Source organism: Rhizobium ecuadorense (genome assembly GCF_001187535.1).
Taxonomy (GTDB): Bacteria; Pseudomonadota; Alphaproteobacteria; order Rhizobiales; family Rhizobiaceae; genus Rhizobium; species Rhizobium ecuadorense.
The window spans coordinates 389,158-413,625 of sequence record NZ_LFIO01001107.1 but is presented as its reverse complement, the minus strand read 5'-3'; the positions used below and the strand labels follow the sequence as shown (position 1 = coordinate 413,625).

At 61.4% G+C, this 24,468-nt stretch carries 24 protein-coding genes and 1 pseudogene; 10 read left to right on the top strand and 15 right to left on the bottom strand.

Annotated elements, in window-relative coordinates; all coding sequences use genetic code 11:
- The 5 genes and pseudogenes from AF337_RS42510 to AF337_RS24185 form a co-directional block, all read right to left on the bottom strand.
- Positions 1-139, bottom strand: a pseudogene (locus AF337_RS42510) (sugar ABC transporter substrate-binding protein); the annotation flags it as partial.
- Between the two features lie 98 nt (positions 140-237).
- Positions 238-1,752, bottom strand: a complete 1,515-nt coding sequence (locus AF337_RS24200; RefSeq protein WP_049734120.1) for an aldehyde dehydrogenase family protein — start codon at positions 1,750-1,752, stop codon at positions 238-240.
- Positions 1,746-2,525, bottom strand: coding sequence for an enoyl-CoA hydratase/isomerase family protein (locus AF337_RS24195; protein WP_049734119.1), 780 nt, complete (start codon positions 2,523-2,525; stop codon positions 1,746-1,748). The genes AF337_RS24200 and AF337_RS24195 overlap by 7 nt, the downstream gene beginning before the upstream one ends.
- Positions 2,518-4,137: an acyl CoA:acetate/3-ketoacid CoA transferase gene (locus AF337_RS24190; protein WP_049734118.1), complete on the bottom strand. Its 1,620-nt coding sequence runs from the start codon at positions 4,135-4,137 to the stop codon at positions 2,518-2,520. The genes AF337_RS24195 and AF337_RS24190 overlap by 8 nt, the downstream gene beginning before the upstream one ends.
- Positions 4,137-5,210 carry a LacI family DNA-binding transcriptional regulator gene (locus tag AF337_RS24185; protein ID WP_049734117.1) on the bottom strand — a complete coding sequence of 358 codons (1,074 nt, stop codon included), beginning with the start codon at positions 5,208-5,210 and terminating at the stop codon, positions 4,137-4,139. Before AF337_RS24185 ends, AF337_RS24190 begins: the two co-directional genes overlap by 1 nt.
- A gap of 426 nt (positions 5,211-5,636) precedes the next feature.
- Here AF337_RS24185 and lepB point away from each other — a divergent pair, with 426 nt between their 5' ends.
- From lepB to AF337_RS24170, 3 genes are all read left to right on the top strand, one after another.
- A complete protein-coding gene (gene lepB / locus AF337_RS24180) occupies positions 5,637-6,497 on the top strand; it encodes a signal peptidase I (RefSeq protein ID WP_049734116.1) in 861 nt (286 codons plus the stop codon).
- 243 nt (positions 6,498-6,740) lie between these two features.
- The gene (locus AF337_RS24175; protein WP_049734115.1) at positions 6,741-8,276 is read left to right on the top strand and encodes a sensor histidine kinase; all 1,536 of its coding nucleotides are present in this window, start codon (positions 6,741-6,743) and stop codon (positions 8,274-8,276) included.
- A gap of 63 nt (positions 8,277-8,339) precedes the next feature.
- Entirely contained in the window at positions 8,340-8,963 is a 624-nt protein-coding gene (locus AF337_RS24170) for a carboxymuconolactone decarboxylase family protein (protein ID WP_049734114.1), read from the top strand.
- Positions 8,964-8,988: 25 nt separating this feature from the next.
- On the opposite strand, the gene AF337_RS24165 is transcribed toward AF337_RS24170, so the two are convergent.
- Positions 8,989-9,963, bottom strand: a complete 975-nt coding sequence (locus AF337_RS24165) for an alpha/beta hydrolase (protein WP_184345628.1) — start codon at positions 9,961-9,963, stop codon at positions 8,989-8,991.
- Positions 9,964-10,133: 170 nt separating this feature from the next.
- Positions 10,134-11,021 carry a LysR family transcriptional regulator gene (locus AF337_RS24160; protein WP_049734112.1) on the bottom strand — a complete coding sequence of 296 codons (888 nt, stop codon included), beginning with the start codon at positions 11,019-11,021 and terminating at the stop codon, positions 10,134-10,136.
- Between the two features lie 133 nt (positions 11,022-11,154).
- Here AF337_RS24160 and AF337_RS24155 point away from each other — a divergent pair, with 133 nt between their 5' ends.
- The 3 genes from AF337_RS24155 (at position 11,155) to AF337_RS24145 (ending at position 13,500) form a co-directional block, all read left to right on the top strand.
- Positions 11,155-12,006 (top strand): oxidoreductase, encoded by an 852-nt coding sequence (locus AF337_RS24155; RefSeq protein ID WP_049734111.1) that lies wholly within the window; start codon positions 11,155-11,157, stop codon positions 12,004-12,006.
- Between the two features lie 274 nt (positions 12,007-12,280).
- Positions 12,281-12,592, top strand: a complete 312-nt coding sequence (locus AF337_RS24150; protein WP_049734110.1) for a DUF1883 domain-containing protein — start codon at positions 12,281-12,283, stop codon at positions 12,590-12,592.
- A 233-nt stretch (positions 12,593-12,825) separates the two neighbouring features.
- Positions 12,826-13,500, top strand: a complete 675-nt coding sequence (locus tag AF337_RS24145; RefSeq protein WP_049734109.1) for a VIT1/CCC1 transporter family protein — start codon at positions 12,826-12,828, stop codon at positions 13,498-13,500.
- Positions 13,501-13,532: 32 nt separating this feature from the next.
- Here AF337_RS24145 and AF337_RS24140 read toward each other — a convergent pair whose 3' ends face one another.
- Positions 13,533-14,849: a replication-associated recombination protein A gene (locus AF337_RS24140; RefSeq protein WP_049734108.1), complete on the bottom strand. Its 1,317-nt coding sequence runs from the start codon at positions 14,847-14,849 to the stop codon at positions 13,533-13,535.
- Entirely contained in the window at positions 14,846-16,249 is a 1,404-nt protein-coding gene (locus AF337_RS24135; RefSeq protein WP_049734107.1) for a DegQ family serine endoprotease, read from the bottom strand. The genes AF337_RS24140 and AF337_RS24135 overlap by 4 nt, the downstream gene beginning before the upstream one ends.
- Positions 16,250-16,397: 148 nt before the next feature.
- On the opposite strand from AF337_RS24135, the gene AF337_RS24130 reads away from it, so the two are divergent.
- Together AF337_RS24130 and AF337_RS24125 are read left to right on the top strand one after the other, a co-directional pair.
- The gene (locus tag AF337_RS24130) at positions 16,398-16,778 is read left to right on the top strand and encodes a YkvA family protein (RefSeq protein ID WP_049734106.1); all 381 of its coding nucleotides are present in this window, start codon (positions 16,398-16,400) and stop codon (positions 16,776-16,778) included.
- A 23-nt stretch (positions 16,779-16,801) separates the two neighbouring features.
- Positions 16,802-17,155: a lysozyme inhibitor LprI family protein gene (locus AF337_RS24125; protein ID WP_049734154.1), complete on the top strand. Its 354-nt coding sequence runs from the start codon at positions 16,802-16,804 to the stop codon at positions 17,153-17,155.
- A 55-nt stretch (positions 17,156-17,210) separates the two neighbouring features.
- Here the strand turns inward: AF337_RS24125 and ilvD are convergent, their stop codons facing one another.
- Positions 17,211-19,049 carry a dihydroxy-acid dehydratase gene (gene ilvD, locus AF337_RS24120; protein WP_049734153.1) on the bottom strand — a complete coding sequence of 613 codons (1,839 nt, stop codon included), beginning with the start codon at positions 19,047-19,049 and terminating at the stop codon, positions 17,211-17,213.
- Between the two features lie 440 nt (positions 19,050-19,489).
- On the opposite strand from ilvD, the gene msrP reads away from it, so the two are divergent.
- Together msrP and msrQ are read left to right on the top strand one after the other, a co-directional pair.
- The gene (gene msrP / locus AF337_RS24115; protein ID WP_049734105.1) at positions 19,490-20,437 is read left to right on the top strand and encodes a protein-methionine-sulfoxide reductase catalytic subunit MsrP; all 948 of its coding nucleotides are present in this window, start codon (positions 19,490-19,492) and stop codon (positions 20,435-20,437) included.
- Positions 20,437-21,093 (top strand): protein-methionine-sulfoxide reductase heme-binding subunit MsrQ, encoded by a 657-nt coding sequence (gene msrQ / locus AF337_RS24110; RefSeq protein ID WP_049734104.1) that lies wholly within the window; start codon positions 20,437-20,439, stop codon positions 21,091-21,093. Before msrP ends, msrQ begins: the two co-directional genes overlap by 1 nt.
- Before the next feature lie 138 nt (positions 21,094-21,231).
- Here the strand turns inward: msrQ and AF337_RS24105 are convergent, their stop codons facing one another.
- From AF337_RS24105 to rpsM, 5 genes are all read right to left on the bottom strand, one after another.
- Positions 21,232-21,654, bottom strand: a complete 423-nt coding sequence (locus AF337_RS24105; RefSeq protein ID WP_049734103.1) for a ribosomal maturation YjgA family protein — start codon at positions 21,652-21,654, stop codon at positions 21,232-21,234.
- Positions 21,655-21,825: 171 nt separating this feature from the next.
- The gene (gene rplQ / locus AF337_RS24100; protein WP_003573769.1) at positions 21,826-22,248 is read right to left on the bottom strand and encodes a 50S ribosomal protein L17; all 423 of its coding nucleotides are present in this window, start codon (positions 22,246-22,248) and stop codon (positions 21,826-21,828) included.
- A gap of 124 nt (positions 22,249-22,372) precedes the next feature.
- A complete protein-coding gene (locus tag AF337_RS24095; protein ID WP_003547579.1) occupies positions 22,373-23,383 on the bottom strand; it encodes a DNA-directed RNA polymerase subunit alpha in 1,011 nt (336 codons plus the stop codon).
- A 97-nt stretch (positions 23,384-23,480) separates the two neighbouring features.
- The gene (gene rpsK / locus AF337_RS24090; protein WP_003547577.1) at positions 23,481-23,870 is read right to left on the bottom strand and encodes a 30S ribosomal protein S11; all 390 of its coding nucleotides are present in this window, start codon (positions 23,868-23,870) and stop codon (positions 23,481-23,483) included.
- Positions 23,871-24,003: 133 nt separating this feature from the next.
- The gene (gene rpsM / locus AF337_RS24085; protein WP_003573772.1) at positions 24,004-24,372 is read right to left on the bottom strand and encodes a 30S ribosomal protein S13; all 369 of its coding nucleotides are present in this window, start codon (positions 24,370-24,372) and stop codon (positions 24,004-24,006) included.
- Between the last annotated feature and the right edge of the window lie 96 nt (positions 24,373-24,468).

Genomic DNA, 24,468 nt, shown 5'->3' with positions numbered 1-24,468 from the left:
TGTTCAAAGCCGCCGCCTCGCCGCCCGACGTCCACCAGTGCAGCATCTGCACTTCCTTCACGTCGGCGGCTCGAGCGGACACGCTGGCGCCGGCTACAGCCAGTGCGATCACGGCAGTCGTGGTCAGAAACTTACGCATCAAAGAACCTCCCAGTTCCCGTTTGGAAGATGCGGAACCATTTCCGCATCCGATCACCCGCCCTCCTCAGGCGTAGTTTCATTGCCGGCTAAGCCGGCCTAGGTTCTCGGCATCCACCAATTGGTGCGTTTGCCGATATGCATGTTCAGCGTCTTGGTCTCCGTGTAGTCCTCGACCGCATGGCGGCCGAGCTCGCGGCCGAGGCCGCTCTGTTTGTAGCCGCCGAAGGGCAGCTCGGAGGCGCCGTCCATGAAGGTGTTCATCCAGATCGTGCCCGCCCGCACCGACCGGCCGACCGTCAGGCAGGTGTCGAAATCGCGGCTCCAGACACCGGCCGACAGGCCGTAATCGATGGAATTGGCGATGCTGACCGCTTCGGCAGTCGTCTCGAATGTCAGGACCGACAGGACCGGTCCAAAGACCTCCTCGCGCGCCACCGCCATATCGGAGGTGACCGCTTCCAGGATCGTCGGCGACATGAACTGACCCATGCCGAGGTCGAGAGTCTCGCCGCCATGGGCGACGCGGGCGCCGCTGCTCCTGGCACCGGCGACATAGCCTGAAATCTTCTCCAGATGCTGCGGCGTGATGATCGCGCCGACCTGCGTCTGGGGATCGAGGGGATCGCCGACCTTCACCCCCTTCGACAGCTCGGCGACGCGCCCGACGACGTCGGAGGCGATCGACTTGTGAAGGATCAGCCGCGAGCCGGCGTTGCAGCACTCGCCGGCATTGAAATAGGCGCCGAAGACGGCGGCATCGATGAAGGCATCGAGGTCGGCATCGGGGAAGACGATCTGCGGGTTCTTCCCGCCCAGCTCCAGCGAGACCTTCTTCAGCGTCTGCGCCGCATTCGACATGGTCAGTTTTCCGACACCGGTCGAGCCGGTGAAGGAGACCATGTCGACGTCTGGATGAGACGTCATGACCGCGCCGACTTCAGGTCCCGTACCGGTGACAATGTTGACGACGCCCTCCGGAATGCCTGCCTGCTGCAGGATTTCGCCCAAGACGAGCGTCGATCCCGACGTCAGCTCGGAAGGCTTGACGACGGTCGTGCAGCCCGCGGCAAGCGCGAAAGGCAGCTTCTGGCCGACGATCAGGAACGGGAAGTTCCAGGGCGTGATGATCGAGACAACGCCGATCGCTTCGCGCAGGACGACGCCGAGCGTGCCGTCGCCGAGCGTGTTGTAGCTTTCGCCGTGGAGGTCGCGGGCGAGAGCCGCCGCATAATGCCAGATGTCGACCGAACCGGCAATTTCGCCTCGCACCTGGGTGATGGGCTTGCCCGCCTCGATGGCATCGAGAAATGCCAGTTCCTCTGCACGTGCGGCGATCAGATCGGCCGCCTTGAGCAGGATGGCGGAGCGTTCGGACGCGGTCATGCGCGGCCACCGCCCCTGGTCGAAGGCCTTTCGTGCCGCAGCGATGGCGCGCTCGGCGTCGGTCCTGCTTCCGGTCGGGAAGCGGCTGACCACCACGCCATGGCTCGGCGCGATACGTTCGATCGGATCGGAGGCGCCAGCCTCCCATTTGCCGTCGATCAGCATCTTGAAATCACGCGCCTTGTGGTCGCTGAGCGCCGTGGGGTTGACGAGGACCGTCACTACCATTCTCCCTTGAACGTTGCCGGGCGCTTCTCGCTGAATGATGCGACGCCCTCCTTCAGATCGCCGGTCTTGGCGGCGAGGATCGAGCCCAGGGCTTCGACCGCGGTTCCGTTGTCTTCGCCGTTCGCCGATGCGATCATCAGCTTGACGATCTCGATTGCGGCCGGACCTCTCGCGGCAATCCGCTCGGCATATTCCCTGGCGGCGGCGAGCGCGTTTCCGGTTGGAACCACCGCGTCGACGATCCCGAGCAGGCGAGCCTCTTCTGCGGCAAAAATCTCGCCGCCGAGCGCCATGCGCCGGACGGCCTGCGCGCCGAAGCGGCGCACGAGACGCTGGGTCCCCGACCAGCCCGGCACCATTCCAAGGCCGGTCTCCGGCAGGCCAATCTTGACGTGTTCCTCTGCGAGGCGAATGTCGGCAACACCCGCCAGCTCGAGCCCGCCTCCGAGAGCGTGGCCGTTCAGGGCCGCGACCAGTGGCACCCTCAGCGTCGCCAGTCTTTCGAAGATGCGATGACCGTGACGAACCCAGGCGTGACCGAACTCCTGAGGCTGCATTCCGCCCCATGCCTTGATATCGCCTCCGGCGGAAAAACCCTTTCCTTCGCCGGTGAGAACGGCAGCGCGCACATCCGCATGCGCCTCCACCGCGTCGGCTGCCTCCGCCAAGGCTTTCAGCATATCGAGATCGAGCGCGTTCAGCTTCTCCGGACGAGAAATCGTCAAGGTCGCTACATGTCCGTCGACGTCTACTTTGACTGTTCCACTAGCCATGGAAGCTGCCCTCCAGCGTCCTTGCCTTTTTGGCCGGGAGCGACAGGCCGATGCCGGCCTCGCCGAAAAGTGCCGCATCCATGACCTTCAGGTCGGGTGCGACGATCAGCGGAAACTCGGACTGATCGAGGATCTCAGACTGCAGATCGACGCCGGGTGCGATCTCGGTAAGAACGATACCCTCAGGCGTCAGCCTCATCACGCACCGCTCGGTGACATAGATGATATCCTGCCCCTGTTCGATCGCCCGCCTGCCGCTGAAGGTGACGTGTTCGACCTCGTTCACCAGCTTCTTCAGCTTGCCTTCTCTCTCGATGACGAGAGCCCCATCGGCGATCGACAGCTTCGCCCCGGCATTGAACATGCCCGAGAAGACGATCTTCTTTGCCCGCGCGGTGATGTCGACGAAGCCGCCGGCGCCGGCCGTCACATGCGGCCGGAAGGAAAGTTTGGAGACGTTGACCGACCCGTCCTTGCCGATCTCGAGGAAGGACAGCAGCGACGCATCGAAGCCCGCGCCCTGAAAGTAAGTGAATTGGTAGGGGGACGGCATATAGGCATCGGCATTGGATGCGCAGCCGAAGGCGAAATCGAGCAGCGGCACGCCACCGACCGCACCTTGCTCGATCACCCAGGTGACGGCGCCATGGAGCCCCTCCTCCAGCAGGATGCGCGGCACGTTGGCCGAGATGCCGAAGCCGAGATTGACGCAGCTTCCCGCCTGCAGCTCCTGCGCGACGCGGCGCGCGATGACCTTCTGAACATTGAACTCGGGCACGTGGAAGCTATCCAGCGGACGGAAGATCTCCCCCGAAATCGCCGGATCGTATAGCGTCTGCGTCGTCTGCTTCTGTTCGGGATCGACGACGATATAGTCGACCAGCATTCCCGGCACCCGGACGTCATGGGGTTTCAGCGAGCCCTCCTTGGTGATCCGCTTGACCTGGGCGATGACGATGCCGCCATTGTTGCGGGCGGCGAGCGCCTGATCGAGGCCGCCGAGATAGGCGCCTTCATGTTCATAGGTGAGGTTGCCGCGCTCGTCGGCGGTGGTGGCGCGGATGATGGCGACCTGAGGAACGATCGAAGGGAAGAACAGCCAGTCGTCGCCCTCAAAGCTGACGCGCTTGACCACCTGTTGTTGCGACGCCAGCTGGTTCATCGCGCAGCCCTGCCGCCGAGGATCGACGAATGTGTCGACCCCGACCTTGGTCAGCACGCCCGGCCGCTTGGCGGCGGCTTCGCGATGGATGTCGAAGAGGATGCCGGAGGGAATATTGTAGGCCGCGATCTCGTTGTTGGTGGTCATCTGCCAGATGAGCGGCGGCTCGGACGATGACGGTCCCGACGGATAGGAGCCGCCGATGATGCGCTTGAGCAGACCCTTCCTGGCAATATGGTCGACGCCCTTGATGCCGCTCATGTCGCCGGCGGCGATCGGATGCAGGGTGGTCAAGCCACGGGGATGGCCGGTCGCGTCGAAACGCTCGCCAATCGCCTTCAGCATGAGGTCGGGGCAACCGAGGCCGCTCGAAGACGACACCGTGACGACGGCACCATCCGGGATCAGCGCCGCCGCCTCGGCTGGGGTGAGATGCTTCTTCGTCTGCATTACTCAGCGTCCTGTTTCGATTTTACGCTCTTGCCGGTCCTCGCCGGTACCGCCTTGCCGGTGCCGCAGCTCTCGCGAACGACCAGCCGAACGGCTGTCGTCACCGCCTCCGCCTCGGCCTTGCCCGCATTGATCTGCTTGAGCAGCATCTGCGCGCCGCGGCGCCCGATACCCTGCGGATCGACCGAGACCGTCGTCAGCGCCGGAACCGCCGCCTGGGCCTCGATGACGTCGTCGAAACCCACCACGGCGAAGTCGGCGCCAGGCTCCAGCCGGCGCGCACGCAATCCGTCGCAAACACCGAAGGCTACGGCATCGTTGAAGCAGACGGCTGCGGTCGGCCGGCGGCCGAGCGCAATGGCCTTTCCGATCGCCTCGACCCCGCCGGCCCGCGACGGCGCCGAGGAGATGACGAGTTCTTCGTGATAATCGAGCCCGGCAACCTCCACGCCGCTTCGGTAGCCGGCATGCCGGTCGTCGAAGACGGCGGTGTCGGGAAATCCACCAAGAAAGGCGATGCGCTTGTGGCCGAGCCCCGCCAGGTGCTTGACCGCCGACATCATGCCGGCCTGGTTGTCGGAGACGATCGACGAGACCTTGGCGCCGGGCAGGTTTCGAACGACGACCACGACGGGAATCCCGGCGGCGACGAGCGGCTTGAAATCCGCGGCATCGGTGGCGCGGGCCGGCGAGACGATGAGGCCGGAAATGCCATGCTCACGCATCGATGCGACAACCTCACGCTGCCGGTCGATGCTCTCGCCAGTGTTCGACAGGAATTGCACGAAGCCGGCCGACTGGACGACCATATCGACGCCGACCGCCAGCTCAGCAAAGAAGCTGTTGGTCAGGTCGTTGACGACAACTCCGACGATCCGCGATTTGGCGCCGGCTTGGCGAAGATTGGCTGCGCCGCGATTATAGACGTAACCGAGTTCGCGCATCACCGCATTGACCTTGGAGCGTGTGCCCTCATTGACCAGGGAGGAGCCCTGCAACACCAGCGACACCGTCGACTTGGAGACGCCGGCGGCCTTCGCGATATCAATGACGGTTACCCGCGCCTTTGTCATTTCCCTCTCCGACCATCACGTCGACTGCTGGATAAATATTTGGAACGTTCCAATTATGTCAAGGGAAATTTGCATAGACACCACTCTCTCTCACGGTTTTCGCGAATTTATTGGCCGCCCATGTGGCAATGAAGCGTTTACAAAATTGGAACGTTCTAAATTTTGGCCGAGACCAAGGGCCATCCGGTGATATTCTCGGGCACAAGAGAGCTACATTTTTCTACGATAGAACGCTGCCAATCTGGGGCTGGTATTTTTCAGGACATCGACTACAAGTCGAAATGAGGCGCCGGCCAAAGAACGATCGTGACCTGAGTATATTCGCCAAACCTATTGAGATTTTTTATGCAAATTTTTTGAGCTTTTCGCGCTCGTCGTCCCATTTGCGCAGCGACGTTGGGACTTCTATTCGGTCCGGATGTGGTTATGGCCTACCTCGGACGTGGCTGGAATGCCATCGCCTACTTTATCGGCGGCATCATCATCTCGATCGCGCAACTCTGGTTGTTTGGCGTTCCTTCGGCTGCTGTTTTTGGGTATTTGCTGATCTTTGCCTGGCATCTGATCGGTCTGTTGCATGGCTATCGCACGGCAAAGAAGATGCCGGCAGAGACCATGTTTCCTTGGTACTCGCGGTGGTATAGTCTCTTTCTGACCTTTTTGATTGCACCACTGGCCTTGGCGATGCTGGTTCGCAGTCTGCTCTTCCAGCCATTCACAATGCCGGCGAGTTCCATGCTGCCTAACTTGCAGAGCGGCGACTACATGTTCGCGCAAAAATATGTCTACGGATACAGCCGCTATTCGTTCCCGTACGGGCTTGGACCGCGGCATCGTATATTTGGATATGGGCCGGAGCGAGGAGACGTCGTCATATTCCGCCAGCCGATGGACCCGAGGATCGATTTCGTGAAACGCGTCGTCGGCCTGCCGGGTGACCGCATTCAGATGAAATCGGGTATTCTCTACTTGAACGGTACCGCAGTTGAGCGCGAACCGGCAGGTGATTTGACCTATCAATCAGAGACAGTGCATGCCTTTAAAGAGACGCTGCCATCTGGCCGCAGCTATATGATCGTTGAGCAAGTGGACAACTCTCGCGGCGACAACACCCGGGAATTCACTGTCCCCGACGGGCATTATTTCGTGCTGGGCGACAATCGCGACAACAGCCTGGATAGCCGCTTCGATATGGGCTTCGTCCCCGATGACAACATCTATGCGAAGGCAGCGATCGTGCTGTTCAATTCCGAGGATAAATCGCGGCAGACATCGTGGATCCAATAGGCTTGAGGCCGTCCATGCTCTGGCGTCAGCGCCATCGCTCGACATTCTCGATCGACAGAAAAGCGATCAAGATCCTCTGGAGAAAAGATGAGTGTCCTTGCCATCGGTGGTGGTTGCTTTGAACGATGTGACAGTGCCCTCTCTTCACGTCAGGAAGCCCGATCGATAGCCATTAGCGAAACTTTATCGTTTCTCACCAATGCTACGGATACGTGCAACGTGCCAGATCTGAAGCAGGGCCGGATGATGCCACACTCGTTTGAATCCATTCTGGAGAACCTGCCGCAGGGCATCGTTCTCCTTGATCCTGCCGATAGGGTGACGGCTTTCAACTCCCGCACACTGGATATTCTCGGGCTGCCCGATGGAGCCATCGGCAGAGGAATGAATATCGACGGATTGCCGGGCACCGCCGATTGCCGCGCAGCCGCATGCCGGCAGTCGACGACCGGCAGGCCGCACACGTCTCAGTTTGCGCTTTCCGACGGACGGATGGTCTCATTGACCTGCGCCCCCTCGAAGGAGGGAGGCTGGATCCTCAGCTATGAAGACATCTCTACCCTGATCCGCGTCGAAGACAGTCTCACCGAACAACATCACCGCTTCGACGCGGCGCTCCGCAACATGCCGCATGGGCTGTGCATGTTCGATTCGACGAAGAAGCTGATCTTGTGCAACCCCTCCTACGCGCGGATGTACAATCTGCCGGATTCACTGACGCAGCCAGGGACGCCGCTTGTCGATATCCTGGCCTATCGCAGCCGCGAGGGAAATGGCCCGGCCGACACCGCGACCTATTTCGATGTGGTGTTCGAAGCGACGGTGCGTGGTGCGGTGGCCAGCCAGAATATCGTGCTCTCCGACGGCCGCGTCATCAAAATCACCCACAATCCGATGCAAAACGGTGGCTACGTGGCCACCCACGAAGACGTCACCAAGACAGTGCGGCTGACGGAAGAGCTGCGCCGGCATCACGATCAGCTCGAAACGACGGTGCAGAGCCGCACGGCCGAGGTCGAGCGTCAGGCGCGGGAACTCGAGCGAATGCTTGCGCAGGAACGCAACATCAACGAATTGCAGCGGCAGTTCGTGGCCATGGCGTCCCATGAATTCCGCACACCGCTCGCCATCATCGACGCTGCCGCCCAGCGGCTGCTGCGCAAAAGAGGAGCAGTCGAGCCCGAATTCTTGAGCGACAAGGTCGATCAGATCCGTGCATCGGTGAACCGGATCGTCGACCTCATGGAAAGCATCCTATCGGCCGGGCGGCTCGACACCGGCAAGATCGATATCAGCTACGACGCCTGCGCCTTGAGATCCTTGATAAGAAGCTGTTGCGAGCGGCAGTCGACGATCGCCAAGACGCACAGCTTTGTGTTGGATATCGACAGGCTGCCCGAGTTCATCGACGGCGATCCGCGTAGCTTGGCGCAGGTCTTTACCAACCTGCTGTCCAATGCCGTCAAATACGCGCCCGGAACACCCGAAATTCGCGTCACGGCATGGCAGGAGACCGGAAACGTCAAAGTGTCGATCAGCGACGACGGGGTGGGGATCGATCCCGAAGACGTGCCGCGGTTGTTCCAGCGCTATTTTCGTGCCGGGACGTCGACCGGAATTGCCGGAACGGGCATCGGCCTCAACCTGGTGAAGCAGATCGTCGAACTGCACGACGGCTCGATAGAGGTTCGAAGCGCACGAGGATGCGGATCGACATTCACCGTAACCCTTCCGATCAAGCGAACTGGTCACGCTTCTGAGAACAGTGACGCTGCCTGATTTTTCAGGATTGCTGTCCCGCATATCTACCCTATCCTTCTCGCTATAGAGGAGGACCATGCCATGGCTTTCATTCACACCCCCAATGCATCCGCCAGCGAGAAGACGACGTCGATGTATGCGTCGGCCGAGGCGAATTATGGTTACCTGCCGAACATGTACCGTGCCTTCGGACACCGGCCGGAGGTGATGGAGAACTGGGCAGCGCTGCTTTCGAGCATTCGCGGACATATGAGCCTCAGGCGCTACGAGCTGGTGACGCTGGCAGCGGCCAAGGAGTTGAAATCCTCCTATTGCATGCTGGCGCACGGCTCGGTGCTGCTGCGCGAGGGGTTTACGAGCGACGGGCTGACGGCTGTCGTCAACGAGACGGAGAAAGCGCCGATCGATGCCGGCGAAAGGGCAATCATGGCCTTTGCCGCCAAGGTGGCGCGCGACGCGACGTCGGTGACCCAACAGGATATAGACGGGCTGAAGAAACATGGGCTGAGTGACGCCGAAGTCTTCGACGTCACGGCCGCGGCAGCGGCTCGCTGTTTCTTCTCGAAAATGCTGGATGCGCTGGGCGCCGCACCCGATCACGCCTACATCGAGCGGCTGGAGCCGAATATCAGAAAGGCGCTCAGCGTCGGCAGGGAAGTCGAACGGCCTCTGGCGCCGTCACAGTCGCGTGGCACATCACAATGAAAGAGTAGCCCCTACCCTTGCTGGCTTATTCTTCCGGCTTGTCCTCAAAATGCCGGATCGCAAACTCGGCAATATTCTGACTCGACCGATCGGCATCGTCGAGCAGCGAGGGAAACAACTGCCACTGATGCGGCATGCCGGGCCAGATCTCGGTGGTGACGTCCACGCCCGCCTGGCGCGCCTTGTCGGCGAGCCGCAGCGTATCGTCGAGCAGGACTTCACCGGAACCGACCTGCAGCAGCAGCGGCGGAAAACCGGTCATATCGGCATAAAGCGGCGATGCCTGGGGATCGGTCGGCGAGCGGTTGCCGAGATAGGCTTTGCGCAAGGCCTCGATCGAGGCGCTTCCGACCAGCGGATCGTTGTCGGCATTTGATGTCATCGATCCGCCGGTCGCGGTGAGATCGGTGATCGGGCTGAGCGCAATCACAGCCGCCGGCAATGGCTTTGCCGCCTGCTTCTGCCGCAGCACCGTCTCGATCGCGATATTGCCGCCGGCGTCGTCGCCGGCGATGATAACGTTGTCGTTGCGATAGCCGTTGTCGAGAAGCCAGCGATAGGCCGTCAGCGCGTCGTTGATCTGGGCGGGATAGGTATATTCGGGCATCAGCCGATAATCGATCAGCAGCACGTCGCTGGATGCGGCCTTGGCGAGCGAGCCGGCAAGCAGGCTGTGCGTGCGGATGGAGCCGCCGGAGAAGCCGCCGCCATGAATATAGAGGATCACCCTGTGGCCGATCGGGTGATGCAGACGGGCCGGCCACATCAGCTCGGCATCAACGCCATCGGCATCGACCTGCCGGACCTGGATGCGGGTCGGCCCGGGCGTCGTTTCCATCAGCGTCCGGAAGGCTGTGCGCCGCTGCTGCAGGCTATCGGCATCGGCAAAATGATCCTTCCAGAGGCCGACAAGCTTTTCGACCTGCTCGCGCGAGGCCTGGCTTTGCGGTCCAATGTCCTTGCCGACCGCCGACGGGGCCAGCAGCATCAACGCGGCCAATGCCGGCAACAGACCGCCGAGCCGCTTTGATGCGCTTCGATTGACAGTTGGCAAGATCCGACCGTTCATCAGCCTCTCCCGATAATGCTGGCCATGGCGGCCATGGCAGCATCTTTGGCCAGTTCGAGCGCAGGAGTCAAAAGGCCGAGGGATGCGAATCCTCACCTTTTTTACTCGGCTCTCATCGCGTCGATGAACGCCCTGAAGCCCGCCGACATATGGCGGCGGCTCGGATAGTAGAGATAGAGCGGTTCCTCCGGCTGGCACCAGTCGTCGAGCACCTGGATCAGTTCGCCGCCGGCGATCGCCTTTTCCACGCGTGGCTCCCAGATATAGGCAAGACCGACGCCGCCGAGCGCTGCCTGCAGCATCAGTTCGTGATCGTCGAGCGACAGCGGTCCGGTCGGCTGGAAGCTCACCGTCTGGCCATCCTTCTCGAATTCCCAGGCATAACGTGCGCCTGACGGAAACATGTTCTGGATGCAGAGATGGCGCTTGAGCTCGTGCGGCGTCGTCGGCTTCGGCCGGACCTCGAAATAGGCTGGCGAACCGACCACGACCAGGCGGATGCGCGGTTTGATGCGCAGCGCGATCATGCCTTCGGTGACACGTTCGCCGAAGCGGATGCCGGCATCGAAGCCCTCCTCGACGATATCGACCAGCCTGTCGGTCGCGTTGATCTCCAGTTGCAGATTGGGATTGCTTTTCAGCAACGGGCCGATGATGCGACCGATGACGAAGGGGCCGATCGAATTCGGCACGTTGATCCTCACCTTGCCGAAGGGCGTGTCGCGGTAGCGGTTCAGCGCATCGAGCGCTGCCGCCATCTCCCCGAAGGCCGGGTCGAGATGCGAGATCAGCAGCTCGCCGGCCTCGGTCAGCGAGACGCTGCGCGTCGTGCGGTTGAGCAGGCGGATGCCGATCCGGTCTTCGAGGTTGAGCACGGCATGGCTGACCGCTGAGGCGGTGACACCCCTCTCCTCGCCGGCCTTGCGGAAGCTCTTATGCCGGGCAACGGCCGCAAAAGCCGCGAGTTCGGAAAGCTCGGTGGCGCGCATTACTGAATGACACTCATCGTAGTTTCAATAATAACAAATCTTATACAGCAACGGATTTTCGGTCAAATTCAACCCCGTCAGCACAGAGATGCGACGCCGAGACAGGCAAATCGACCTCGAAAGGAAAATCGTCATGAAAGTCTGGTTCATCACAGGTGCATCCCGCGGCTTCGGCGCGCTGATGACCAAGGAAGCCCTTGCATCAGGCGATGCCGTCATTGCCACCGCCCGCAACCCGAAGACCGTGGCCGAGCAGTTCGGCGATCATCCGAACCTTTTGGCCGTCGCGCTCGACGTCACCAACGAGGCGCAGGCGAAAGAAGCTGCGGCTGCCGGCATCGCCCGCTTCGGCCGCATCGACATTCTCGCCAACAATGCCGGCTACGGCCTGCTTGGCGCCGTCGAGGAAGCCACGGCCGAAGAGATCGAAAAGCTCTATGCCACGAATGTCTTCGGCCTCCTGAAGGTGACACGCGCCGTGCTGCCCTATATGCGCCGCCAGCGTTCCGGCCATGTCCTGAACTTCTCCTCGATCGGCGGTTACTTCGGCTATCCCGGCTGGGGCGTCTACGGCTCGACGAAATTCGCCGTCGAAGGCCTGTCGGAATCGATGGCCGCCGAACTCGAACCCTTCGGCATAAAGGTGACGATCGTCGAGCCCGGCTTCTTCCGCACCGACTTCCTCGCCGATACGTCACTGGCGGTCAGCCCGGCCTCCATCGCCGATTACGAAGGCACGCCGGCCGGCAACATGCGCGACTTCGCCGCCGACGCCAATCATGCCCAGCCCGGCAACCCCGCCAGGCTCGCCGCCGGCATCATGACGATGGTCAATTCGGCCAATCCGCCGCTGCGCATGCCGTTCGGCAGCGACACGGTGGCGATGATCGAAGCGCAGCATGCCAGCGTCGAAAAGGAGCTTGCCGCCTGGCGGGAACTTGCCCTCTCCACGGATTTTCCGAGCGAGGCAACAGCCTCGGCCTGAGAGCCAAGACCAGTACCGCCGCATTCCGGATTTCGGGATGCGGCGTGACAGCGAGAGGCAAAGGCAGCCGGAAGCCCCCGCTGCCGTCCCTTACTTCATCTTTGACATGTCCTTGCTCCGGTTTGAGTCGAACCGCAAGGACGGCGGCGGCCGGACTTTTCCGACACCGCGCTTCGAAATTTCTCCGATCGGGGTTTGCGACCGATTTCCAACTTTTCCTTAACCGGCATGCTGGTAAAATCTCGTCGCAGAGACTTCAGACACCACGAGACCGATGCCGAAACCGAATTTCCGCTTCACACATTACGATCTCAAGGAACAGCGCGCCGGAACGATCATCGAGGTGTCGTTGAATGCCGTGAACAATGTCCGGCTGATGACGGCGCCGAATTTCCAGCGCTTCACCGAAGTTCTCGATTTCAAATATATCGGTGGCGTGGCGCGCAAATCGCCGATCAAGATCGCCGTTCCGGAAAGCGGCCACTGGCATGTCGTCGTCGATATGGAAGGCCATCACGGGCTGGCGGACTCATCCGTCAAGGTGATCGCCGCGCCGCCAAACCAGAAAACGCCGCGCGCCTCCTGAGCTTTACAGCACCGCGCGTCTCGATGACGAAGCGTCGTGGTAGCGCCGACGCGCTCACGTCCAATCGTGCTGATCCTTGATCACGATCAATGAAACAGGCTGCTATGTCGATCACAATCCCCTTGCGAGCCGTAGCCGCCCGGAGCGCGAACCCATGCAAATCAGCTTAACTTCCATGACAGAGCGCGAGTGGAAACATCAGACCGTGGTCTTCATCACGTGGGAAGTGGTCCATGACTTCGAAACTGATCGGTCGTATCACCAATATCATTGATCCCGGCGATGCGCTCGGCGAAGTCCTTTTCGGATTGATTATGGCGCTGACGTGGACGGTCGGTTCGAGGCTGGTTTTTGAAAAGGAAGGGTTGAATGTCCACGATCTGATCGTCGCAACGATCGGCTGCAACGTCGCTTGGGGGATCATTGACGCCGTCTTGTTTTTCCTGGGTACGACGTTTAACAAAAGCAGGCGGCTGCGGCTTTTTCGACAGATCAAAACCGCCAGAAGCGAATCTGCGGCGCTGACGGTGCTTGCGAAGGAATTCCCGATAGCGGAGGCACCATTCTCTGCAAAGGGCGCTGACGCGGACGCACTCTATCGATCGCTCCTGACGCTCGCACGCCGGGCCGATCCTGTGAAGACGTCCCTCCCGAAACGGGATCTGTTGGCCGCAATCGCGGTCTTCGTTCTGGTCTCGGCCACCGCCGTTCCGGCGGTGATCCCTTTCCTTCTCATCGACAGTGCGCACCTTGCCCTGAGAACCAGCAATCTGTTTCTCATCATGCTGCTGTTTGTGACGGGCTATGCCTGGGCGAGGTTTTCAGGAGGCAGGCCTTTTTATGCCGGGATGACGATGACTTGTCTCGGCTTGCTTCTGGTTGCAATAGCGATCGCGCTTGGCGGCTGAGCCCCGTTCACCAACCGAACAGGCCAGACGCGTCAGCGCGGGTTGCGCTCCTTGCGAAGCTTGGCCCACCATTCCAGCCGCTTGCGGATGTCGCGCTCGAAACCACGCTCCGGCGGGTCATAGAAGGTCTGGCGGCCCATCTTCTCCGGGAAATAGTCCTGGCCGGAAAAGGCGTCCGGCTCGTCATGGTCGTAGCGGTAACCCTCGCCGTAACCTTCGCCCTTCATCAGCTTGGTCGGCGCATTGAGGATATGCTTCGGCGGCAGCAGCGAGCCGTTCTGCTTGGCGGCCTGGCTTGCGGCCTTGAAGGCGGTGTAGACGGCATTCGATTTCGGCGCGGTGGCGAGATAGACGCAGGCCTGGGCGAGCGCCAGTTCGCCCTCGGGGGAACCGAGATACTCATAGGCATCCTTGGCGGCGTTGCAGACCACCAGCGCCTGCGGATCGGCAAGGCCGATATCCTCCACTGCCATGCGCACCAGCCGCCGGCCGAGATAGAGCGGATCCTCGCCGGCATCGAACATGCGGGCGAGATAATAGAGGGCGGCGTCCGGGTCCGAGCCGCGCACGGATTTATGCAAGGCCGAGATCAGATTGTAGTGGCCATCCTGCGCCTTGTCATAGACCGGAGCGCGGCGCTGGACGATGCGCGTCAGGCCTTCGGTATCGAAACTCTCACCTTCGCGTGCGGCGCGCCAGACTTCTTCGGCAAGCGTCAGCACGGCGCGGCCGTCGCCGTCTGCCATGCGGATCAGACTGAGACGCGCTTCCTCCGTCAGCGGCAGCGGCTTCTGCTCGATCGCCTCGGCGCGCTTCAGCAATTCCTCCAGGCTCTCCTCATCATGCGATTTGAAGGTCAGCACGCGGGCGCGCGACAGCAGAGCGGCGTTGAGCTCGAAGGACGGGTTTTCGGTGGTGGCGCCGACGAGGATGACGGTGCCGTCCTCCATAACAGGCAGAAAGCTGTCCTGCTGGGCGCGGTTGAAACGGTGGATCTCGTCGACGAAGAGCAGCGTCTGGCGGCCGTCCATGCGGCGCAGGCGGGCAGTCTCGAACACTTTCTTCAGATCGGCGACGCCTGAGAAAATCGCCGAAATTTGCTCGAAGGCCAGCCCCGCCTCGCCCGACAGCAGCCGTGCCACCGTCGTCTTGCCGGTGCCTGGCGGGCCCCAGAAGATCATCGAGCCGAGCGAACCGCTTTCGATCATTCTTTTCAGCACGCCGTCTTCACCGGTCAGATGTTCCTGACCGGTGACATCGGCAAGCGTCTTCGGCCGCAGCCGGTCGGCAAGCGGCCGCCTGGCGGCTACCTCCTCCGGAACACGCGGCGCGAAGAGATCATTGCTCATCGGAAGAACTGCCGGATGCGCTGACCGTCGCGCTCGATCTCCACCCGCCAGAGGCCGGGGTCGCTATCGGCGATTTCGGACAGTTCGCTGGTGGTCTTCACATCGGTGCCGTTGATCGAGACGATGATATCCTTCGGCTCGAAACCGAGACGGGCGGCCGGCGAATCCTCCTTGACCTCGGAGACGACGACGCCTGCCGATTCCGGCGGCATGCGGAGTTCGTCGGCGACCCGCGGCGACAGGTTTTCGACAACGGCGCCGCTGAAGGGGGTGCGACCGCCAATGGTGCGCTGATCGCGCGGCGAGGTTTCCGGGGCACGATCGAGCGTCAGCGGCAATTGCTCCTCGCGGCCGTTCTCGACGACGGTGAGCTTGACCGACTTGCCGAGACCGGCCGTCGTCAGCCGGTAAAGCAGCGCATCCGGATGTTCGACCGAAATACCGTCGACAGCGGTGACGATTTCGCCGGCCTTCAGTCCGGCCTTGGCGGCCGGGCCGCCTTCCGAAACCTTGACGACGAGCGCGCCGCGAACCTTGTTCAGCCCCAGTGCCTCAGCGACTTCAGAGGTCACGGCATCGAAGCTCGCGCCGACATAGGGCCGCTCGAACGATTTGACGCCGGCGTCCGCCGAGGCGAGGAAGACCTTGACCAGATTGGCCGGAATGGCGAAGCCGATGCCGTTCGAGCCGCCGCCGCGCGAGAAGATCGCCGTGTTGATGCCGATCAGCTCGCCCTTCATGTTCATCAGCGCGCCGCCGGAATTGCCGGGATTGATCGAGGCATCGGTCTGGATGAAGAAACCGAACTCGTTCCTGACCACCTGGTTGCGGGCAAGTGCGGAGACGATGCCGCTCGTCACCGTCTGGCCGACGCCGAAGGGATTGCCGATCGCCAGCACGAGATCGCCGACCTCGACCGCATCGGAATTGCCGATCGGCAATGTCGGGAAACTTTCCTTGGTGTCGATCTTCAGCACGGCAAGATCGACACGGTCATCGCGCAGCACCACCTTGCAGGGGAATTCGCGTCCATCAGGCAGGGCAACCTTGATGTCGTCGGCGCCTTCGACGACGTGATTGTTGGTCACGACAGTGCCGTTCGCCTCGACGATGACGCCGGAACCGAGCGAGGACTGTTTCTCCGAGCGATTCGGCATCTGCTGGCCGAAGAACTGCTCGAAAAAGGGGTCGCCGGCAAAGGGCGACTGCCGCCGGACGGTCTTTTCCGCATAGACATTGACGACGGCGCCCGACGTCTGTTTGACGAGCGGCGCGAAGGAGAGCTGCATCTGCATCTGGCTCTCGGGCACCGTCTTTGCCGTCTGCGCGTAAGTGGCAGCCGGCAGAAGGAGCGTCAGAGCGAGCAGCGAAACGGAGGCGTGTTTGAACAGGCCTTGCATGATTATCCCTTTTGAATCCTCTAGAAAAATTGTTTTAGCGTCCGACGCTAGAAAGGAAAGAGGGCGGAAGCATGGAAGAATAAGGCAGCCGACGACCTCAAGAGATTTTGCTTGAAGCCTTTGCGAATTCGATTCAGGAAATTCGGCCATGCAACTGATATCAAAAGCCAAAAACTGGGCGAAGTCACTGAAGCGTGACATCATCGCCTTATGGCTTGCTGCCCGGGATCCACGGGTGCCCTGGCATGCGAAAGCGGTGGCGGGCGCGGTTGCGGCCTATGCGCTGTCCCCCATCGATCTCATCCCCGATTTCATTCCGGTGCTCGGCTATCTCGACGATCTCCTGATCGTGCCGCTCGGCATCCTGCTGGCGACGCGGCTTATCCCGGCTGCAGTTATGAGCGCGCTGCGCGATGAAGCGGCAAAACGCATCGAGCGTCCTTCCGGCCGGGCCGGGCTGATCTTCATCCTTGCCGTCTGGCTTGCCTGCATCATCTTCCTGGCTCTGGCATTGCGCAAACTGGGCTGACCAGGAGCAAAAGGGACATGGGAATGATGACGGCAAGAGCGATGATGATGGGTTTTGGTTTTGCGATTTCCATCTTCGCATCGGATATGGCGCAGGCGGCAAGCTTCGACTGCGATGCGAAGGAATTGAAGCCTGATGAAAAGGCGATCTGCGACAACCGCGCGCTCAACGATGCCGACGTGAAGATGGTGACGACCTTCGAGCTGCTCTCCGGCCTGCTGGCGATGGGCTCGCGCGGGACATTGCAGGACGAGCAGACCGCCTGGCTGAAGAAACGACAGGAATGCGCTGCGGATACCGCCTGTATCAAGGCTGCCTATGACGAGCGCCTGAAGCAACTCGGCGAGACCTATAAAAACATCAACCGGCCGCTTTGAAAGCGGCCGGTCTTGAGCAGCTGACTCTCAATCAGCGGGTAATAGGTTCGACCAGTTAGCGGGCGTTCAGATCCCGCACGGCGCCGCGGTCGGCGCTGGTGGCGAAGGCGGCGTAAGCCTTCAGCGCGGTCGTGACGTTGCGCTTGCGCACTTCGGCCGGCTGCCAGCCCTTGGCGTCCTGATCGGCGCGGCGGGCGGCAAGCTCGGCCTCGTCGACGCGCAGGCTGATCGTGCGGTTCGGGATGTCGATGTCGATCACGTCGCCTTCGCGCACCAGGCCGATCGTGCCGCCATTTGCCGCTTCCGGCGAGGCGTGGCCGATCGACAGACCCGAGGTGCCGCCGGAGAAGCGGCCGTCGGTGATGAGCGCACAGGCCTTGCCGAGGCCCTTCGACTTCAGATAGCTCGTCGGATAGAGCATTTCCTGCATGCCGGGGCCGCCCTTCGGGCCTTCGTAGCGGATGACGACGACGTCGCCGGCCTTGACCTCGTTGGCGAGGATCGCCTTGACCGAGGCATCCTGGCTTTCAAAGACGCGGGCCGGGCCTGAGAATTTCAGGATCGATTCATCGACGCCGGCCGTCTTGACGATGCAGCCGTCGACCGCGAGATTGCCCTTGAGCACGGCCAAGCCGCCGTCCTTGGAGAAAGGATGTTCGACCGAGCGGATGACGCCGTTCTGGCGGTCGGTGTCGAGTTCGTCCCAGCGGGCCTCCTGGCTGAAGGCGACCTGGGTCGGGATGCCGCCAGGGGCGGCGCGATAGAAGTTGCGGACAGTGTCGCTGTTGGTGCGGGTGATGTCCCAGCGGTCGATCGCATCGCCCAGCGTCTCGGCATGCACGGTCGGGCAATCGCGGTTCAGGAGACCGCCCTTGTCGAGCTCGCCGAGGATCGACATGATGCCGCCGGCGCGGTGCACGTCTTCCATATGAACATCGCTCTTGGCGGGTGCGACCTTCGACAGGCACGGCACCCGGCGCGACAGCGCGTCGATATCGGCCATGGTGAAATCGATCTCGCCTTCATGGGCGGCAGCAAGGATGTGGAGGACCGTGTTGGTCGAACCGCCCATGGCGATGTCGAGCGCCATGGCATTCTCGAAGGCCTGCTTGGAGGCGATGGTGCGCGGCAGCGCCTTGACGTCGTCCTGCTCGTAGTAGCGGCGGGCGAGATCGACGATCAGATGGCCGGCCTCGACGAAGAGGCGCTTGCGGTCGGCGTGGGTGGCGAGCGTCGAGCCGTTGCCGGGCAGCGACAGGCCGAGCGCCTCCGTCAGGCAGTTCATCGAATTGGCGGTGAACATGCCGGAGCAGGAGCCGCAGGTCGGACAGGCCGAGCGCTCGATGGTCTGCACATCCTCGTCGCTGATCTTTTCATCGGCTGCGGCGACCATGGCATCGACGAGGTCGAGTGCATGGGTCTTGCCGTGCAGCACGACCTTGCCCGCTTCCATCGGACCACCGGAGACGAAGACGGTCGGGATGTTGAGGCGCAACGACGCCATCAGCATGCCGGGCGTGATCTTGTCGCAGTTGGAGATGCAGACCATGGCATCGGCGCAATGGGCATTGACCATGTATTCGACGCTGTCGGCAATGAGTTCGCGCGAGGGCAGCGAATAGAGCATGCCGTCATGACCCATGGCGATGCCGTCGTCGACGGCGATCGTGTTGAACTCCTTGGCGACACCGCCGGCTGCCTCGATTTCACGGGCGACGAGCTGGCCGAGATCCTTCAGATGCACGTGGCCGGGCACGAACTGGGTGAAGGAATTCACCACCGCGATGATCGGCTTGCCGAAATCCGAATCCTTCATGCCCGTGGCGCGCCAAAGGCCGCGCGCGCCTGCCATGTTGCGGCCGTGGGTCGTGGTTCTGGAGCGGTAGGCTGGCATCGGTGTCTTCCTCGACGTGTCGGAGATCATCAGGCGAAGCGGGGCGGCATTGAGCCTGCGGCCGGGCAACGCTGCTTTTTGGAATTGTCCTAATCCAATCGGCGGGAGCTGTCACTACCGGCAAGGCCAAATCCGGTACGCTGCCGGGAGAAGCGCCTTGAGCGCCATTGGTGATATACGGTTCGGCGCGGGGTTTGGTTACAGCCTATTCCATCACAGCCGAACACAAAAAATTGGCTTCCCGTCGGTGATATTCAAGGCATAGAGACTAAAGCGCGTCGCGATCTTTCAGATTCGCTCCCCGCGCTTTAGGCCTTAGTTTTTGCGCATGTCGTTATCGCAAAACCGCTACACACTTTTGCGCGACATGCTTTAATCCGAACATGCGGGCGGTTCGTTTAAGAACTATAGTCAAGAAATCCGCCCTGGAGGTTTTCGACATGCCAAGCTATCGCCCCCCAAAGATCGCGTCGTCGGAAATCACGCCGCGCCAGCTCTATCTGCGCCGCCGTGAATTCCTCGGCGCTGCGGCGCTCGGCGCCATGGCGCTCTACGGCGCCGGCAAGGCGAGCGCGGCCGCGCTTTCCGCCGTCGGGAGCAAGTACAAGGTCGACGAGAAGCCGACGCCGCTCAAGGACGTCACCACCTACAACAATTTCTATGAGTTCGGCCTCGACAAGGCCGATCCCGCAGCGAATTCCGGCGATTTCAAGCCGCTGCCCTGGACGGTCAAGGTCGACGGCATGGTCAACAAACCAGGCACCTTCGACCTCGAGGCGCTGATGAAGGAATTCCCGATCGAGGAGCGCACCTATCGCATGCGCTGCGTCGAAGCGTGGTCGATGGTCATTCCCTGGGACGGCTTTCCGCTGGCATCGCTGCTCGACAAGGTGGAGCCGCTCGGCAGCGCCAAATATGTCGCCTTCGAAACTGTCGTGCGGCCGGACGAAATGCCGGGGCAGAAGGGTTTCTTCCAGTCGCTCGACTGGCCCTATGTCGAGGGCTTGCGCCTCGACGAGGCGCGCCATCCGCTGACGCTGCTTGCCGTCGGGCTTTATGGCGAGACGCTGCCGAACCAGAACGGCGCGCCGATCCGCCTCGTCGTCCCGTGGAAATACGGCTTCAAGGGCATCAAGTCGATCGTCAGAATGACGCTCACCGACCAGCAGCCGAAAAACACCTGGCAGGTGACCAATCCGCAGGAATATGGCTTCTATGCCAACGTCAATCCTGCGGTCGACCACCCTCGTTGGAGCCAGGCGAGCGAGCGGCGCATCGGCGAAAGCGGCTTCTTCGGCGCGAGCCGCCACCCCACCCTGCCCTTCAACGGCTATGCCGACGAGGTGGCGGGGCTTTATGCAGGCATGGATCTGAAGGCGAATTTCTGATGGCGGAATTGTCGCTCGCCATCCCGAAGCGCTGGCAGCCCGCTTCCGTCTGGCTGCTTTATGTCGTGGGGCTGGTACCTGCGGCCTGGACCTTCTATCTCGGCGCAACCGATCAGCTCGGCGCCGATCCGGTCAAGACCTTCGAGCTCTTCCTCGGCATCTGGACGATCCGCTTCCTGATTCTGACACTTGCCGTCTCCCCTGCCCGCGAGTTGTTCGGCTGGAACTACCTGCGCTACCGCCGTGCGCTTGGACTGCTGACCTTCTACTACGCGCTGATGCATTTCACCGTCTACATGGTGCTCGACCAGGCGATGGATATCCAAGCGGTCGTCAACGATGTGCTGAAGCGCCCTTTCATCATGTTCGGCATGGCGGCCCTGGCGATGCTTATTCCGCTGGCGGTGACGTCCAATAACTTCTCGATCCGCCGCCTGGGTGCGAACTGGAACTGGCTGCACCGCCTCGTCTACATTATTGCCGCCTGCGGGGCGCTGCATTTCGCGCTCTCGACCAAGATCCTCGATCTCGAGCAATATATCTATGTCGGGCTGATCATCGCGCTCATCCTCTACCGCTCCTGGCGGCCGATCGCCCGCAGCCGGAAAAAAGGCCAGGGTCGGACGCGCAATCGCGCCATGGCGTCGGCTTCGTGAGACCTTAAAGCGCGTCGCGATCTTTCAGATTCGCTCCTCGCGCTTTAAGTCTTTGTTTCTACGCATGTCGTTGGGGCAAAAGCGCTTCGCGCTTTGCCTGGGAAAACCGCTGCACACTTTTGCGCGACATGCTTTAGACTACCGGCGAGGACCAACCGCCGCCCGACGGGCGGGATCGCAGGCGCAGGCCGCTGCGATCCCGATCGCGTAAGCCAGAATGTTCCAGAGCGAAAATATCCGGCCGATCAGCAGTGCGCCTGCGGTCGTCAGTCGAAATGCGTCGAGCCAGGGCGTGTGATAGAGCCGGAACAACTCCACCGAGATCGCAATGAACAGCGCCATGGCGGCAATGATTGCCGGCCGTGACCTTGCGACAAAGAGCGCCACGAGCAGATAGACCATCGCGCCCCACAGCGCCGAACCGCCATATTTGACGACGATGAAGGGCAAATCGGCCGCATAGCCGAAACGCCTGAGCGCCAGTCCGAGGACGATCACCACAAGCAGGGCTGCGAGGCGAAGGAGCTGCGCTTGAGAGCGAGGCTGAATGATTTCGTGCAATGGAATCTGTCCTGCAGAGATCAACCGCTGGAGTGTTGGGGCGGAGATATCGAATTACCCGGCGAGATGCTGCCTGTCGTCGCAGCTTCCACGTTCGTCCACGTCCCACGCACAAACAAAAACAGCCGGGCTTTGTGAGCCCGGCTGTTTGGTTTCCGACGGAGCGGAAGATTAAGCGGCGACGGCCTGCTCTTCGGCGGCGACGCGGGCCTTGTCGGCTGCGCCCTTGGCGAAGGTGTCGCGGTCAACGAATTCGACGACGGCCATGGCGGCATTGTCGCCCTGGCGGAAGCCTGCCTTCATGATGCGCAGATAGCCGCCGTTGCGGGTGGCGTAACGCGTTGCGATCGTGTCGAACAGCTTCGAGACGACAGCGGCATCGCGGATCTGCGAGATCGCCTGACGGCGAGCATGCAGGTCGCCGCGCTTGCCGAGCGTGACGAGCTTCTCGACGATCGGACGAATTTCCTTGGCCTTCGGCAGGGTCGTGACGATCTGCTCGTGGGTAATCAGCGAAGCCGCCATGTTGGCGAACATCGCCTTGCGGTGGCTTGCAGTTCTATTCAGCTTGCGGCCGGCTTTACCATGGCGCATTGCTATTCTCCTTTAATGCAGGCGCCCTTACGTTACGTGGGCCTGCCGTTTCCTGGCACATGCAGGCGATCGGCCTGCTGTTTGACGGGGAAAGGCAGTCGTAAAGAGCCTGCCTTTTTGGTTTTTAATACTGGTCTTCGTAACGCTTGGCGAGATCTTCGATGTTCTCGGGCGGCCATGCCGGCACTTCCATGCCGAGGTGCAGGCCCATGGAAGCGAGAACTTCCTTGATTTCGTTCAGCGACTTGCGACCAAAATTCGGGGTGCGGAGCATTTCTGCTTCGGTCTTCTGAATGAGGTCGCCGATGTAGACGATGTTGTCGTTCTTCAGGCAGTTTGCCGAACGGACCGACAGTTCGAGTTCGTCCACCTTCTTCAGGAGAGCCGGGTTGAAAGCGAGTTCGGTGACTGCTTCCTCTTCGGTTTCCTTCTGCGGCTCGTCGAAGTTGACGAAGACGCCAAGCTGATCCTGGAGGATGCGCGCCGCGAAAGCGACGGCGTCTTCGCCGGTGATCGAGCCATCGGTTTCGATGGTCATGTTCAGCTTGTCGTAGTCGAGAACCTGTCCTTCGCGGGTATTTTCAACCTTGTAGGACACCTTCTTGACCGGCGAATAAAGGCTGTCGACCGGGATGAGACCGATCGGAGCATCTTCCGCACGATTGCGCTCCGCCGGAACGTAGCCCTTGCCGTTGTTGACGGTGAACTCCATGCGAATCTCGGCGCCCTCATCGAGCGTGCAGATAACATGCTCGGGGTTGAGGATTTCGATATCGCCGACCGTCTGGATGTCGCCAGCCGTGACAACGCCCGGGCCCTGCTTGCGCACGACCATGCGCTTTGCATCGTCGCCATCCATCTTGATGGCGATTTCCTTGATGTTGAGCACGATGTCCGTCACGTCTTCGCGGACGCCCGGAATCGAGGAGAATTCATGCAGCACGCCATCGATCTGCACCGCCGTGACGGCAGCGCCGCGCAGCGAGGAGAGCAGAACGCGGCGAAGCGCATTGCCGAGGGTGAGGCCGAAGCCGCGCTCCAGCGGTTCGGCAACAAGCGTCGCCCTGGTGCGCGAGCTCGAGGAGAACTCCACCTTGTTCGGCTTGATCAGTTCCTGCCAGTTCTTCTGAATCATGAGTTTGCCTTCCGTTCGTTGCCACCATCCAATCGTGGCAACCGAGCTTGAAAACCACCGGGAGCGCCAAGGCGCTCACCAGTGACGAGAGCGATGATCAGACGCGGCGCTTCTTGCGCGGACGGCAGCCATTGTGCGGGATCGGGGTCACGTCGCGGATGGACGTGATCATGAAACCTGCAGCCTGGAGCGCGCGCAGAGCCGATTCACGACCCGAACCCGGACCGCAGACTTCGACCTCAAGCGACTTCATACCGTGCTCCTGAGCCTTCTTGGCGCAGTCTTCGGCAGCGATCTGGGCAGCGAACGGGGTCGACTTGCGCGAGCCCTTGAAGCCCTTGGCGCCAGCCGACGACCAAGCGATCGCGTTGCCCTGGGCGTCGGTGATGGTGATCATCGTGTTGTTGAAGGTCGAGTTGACGTGGGCGACACCCGACGAGATGTTCTTGCGCTCACGACGGCGAACGCGGACGGCTTCCTTAGCCATGGTATTCCTTTCGTTGATCTCTTCACCGCCGTAATGCCAGCGGCTACACCGGAACGGCGCCTATATGGTCCCGCTCCAAACTCAAAAGAGGCCGGCGCAGACCGCCAGCCTCCCCACCCCGGTTTCCCGGAAATTACTTCTTCTTACCAGCGATTGCCTTTGCCGGGCCCTTGCGGGTGCGGGCATTGGTATGCGTGCGCTGACCACGGACCGGAAGGCCGCGGCGATGACGCAGGCCGCGGTAGCAGCCGAGATCCATCAGGCGCTTGATGTTCATCGCGGTATCGCGACGAAGATCGCCTTCGACCTGATAGTCGCGGTCGATGGCTTCGCGGATCTGAAGGACTTCGGCGTCCGTCAGCTGATGCACACGACGTTCAGCCGGGATACCGACCTTCTCGACGATTTCCTGTGCGAATTTCGGACCGATCCCGTGAATGTAGGTCAGCGCGATAACAACGCGCTTTGCAGTCGGGATGTTGACGCCAGCGATACGTGCCACGCCTGTTCTCCTTGCATTCCAGTTGCCATCCGGCAAGTGGGCTTCGTTATGCGGTCTTTGGAACCGCTCGTTCAGATTTACGTCCGCAACATGTCA

Excerpts from the sequence above, each read along its gene's own strand:
- AF337_RS24200 (WP_049734120.1), bottom strand. The coding sequence starts at position 1,752 with ATGGTAGTGACGGTCCTCGTCAACCCCACGGCGCTCAGCGACCACAAG.
- AF337_RS24195 (WP_049734119.1), bottom strand. The coding sequence starts at position 2,525 with ATGGCTAGTGGAACAGTCAAAGTAGACGTCGACGGACATGTAGCGACC.
- AF337_RS24190 (WP_049734118.1), bottom strand. The coding sequence starts at position 4,137 with ATGCAGACGAAGAAGCATCTCACCCCAGCCGAGGCGGCGGCGCTGATC.
- AF337_RS24185 (WP_049734117.1), bottom strand. The coding sequence starts at position 5,210 with ATGACAAAGGCGCGGGTAACCGTCATTGATATCGCGAAGGCCGCCGGC.
- lepB (WP_049734116.1), top strand. The coding sequence starts at position 5,637 with ATGGCCTACCTCGGACGTGGCTGGAATGCCATCGCCTACTTTATCGGC.
- AF337_RS24175 (WP_049734115.1), top strand. The coding sequence starts at position 6,741 with ATGATGCCACACTCGTTTGAATCCATTCTGGAGAACCTGCCGCAGGGC.
- AF337_RS24170 (WP_049734114.1), top strand. The coding sequence starts at position 8,340 with ATGGCTTTCATTCACACCCCCAATGCATCCGCCAGCGAGAAGACGACG.
- AF337_RS24160 (WP_049734112.1), bottom strand. The coding sequence starts at position 11,021 with ATGCGCGCCACCGAGCTTTCCGAACTCGCGGCTTTTGCGGCCGTTGCC.
- AF337_RS24155 (WP_049734111.1), top strand. The coding sequence starts at position 11,155 with ATGAAAGTCTGGTTCATCACAGGTGCATCCCGCGGCTTCGGCGCGCTG.
- AF337_RS24150 (WP_049734110.1), top strand. The coding sequence starts at position 12,281 with ATGCCGAAACCGAATTTCCGCTTCACACATTACGATCTCAAGGAACAG.
- AF337_RS24145 (WP_049734109.1), top strand. The coding sequence starts at position 12,826 with ATGACTTCGAAACTGATCGGTCGTATCACCAATATCATTGATCCCGGC.
- AF337_RS24140 (WP_049734108.1), bottom strand. The coding sequence starts at position 14,849 with ATGAGCAATGATCTCTTCGCGCCGCGTGTTCCGGAGGAGGTAGCCGCC.
- AF337_RS24135 (WP_049734107.1), bottom strand. The coding sequence starts at position 16,249 with ATGCAAGGCCTGTTCAAACACGCCTCCGTTTCGCTGCTCGCTCTGACG.
- AF337_RS24130 (WP_049734106.1), top strand. The coding sequence starts at position 16,398 with ATGCAACTGATATCAAAAGCCAAAAACTGGGCGAAGTCACTGAAGCGT.
- AF337_RS24125 (WP_049734154.1), top strand. The coding sequence starts at position 16,802 with ATGATGACGGCAAGAGCGATGATGATGGGTTTTGGTTTTGCGATTTCC.
- ilvD (WP_049734153.1), bottom strand. The coding sequence starts at position 19,049 with ATGCCAGCCTACCGCTCCAGAACCACGACCCACGGCCGCAACATGGCA.
- msrP (WP_049734105.1), top strand. The coding sequence starts at position 19,490 with ATGCCAAGCTATCGCCCCCCAAAGATCGCGTCGTCGGAAATCACGCCG.
- msrQ (WP_049734104.1), top strand. The coding sequence starts at position 20,437 with ATGGCGGAATTGTCGCTCGCCATCCCGAAGCGCTGGCAGCCCGCTTCC.
- rplQ (WP_003573769.1), bottom strand. The coding sequence starts at position 22,248 with ATGCGCCATGGTAAAGCCGGCCGCAAGCTGAATAGAACTGCAAGCCAC.
- AF337_RS24095 (WP_003547579.1), bottom strand. The coding sequence starts at position 23,383 with ATGATTCAGAAGAACTGGCAGGAACTGATCAAGCCGAACAAGGTGGAG.
- rpsK (WP_003547577.1), bottom strand. The coding sequence starts at position 23,870 with ATGGCTAAGGAAGCCGTCCGCGTTCGCCGTCGTGAGCGCAAGAACATC.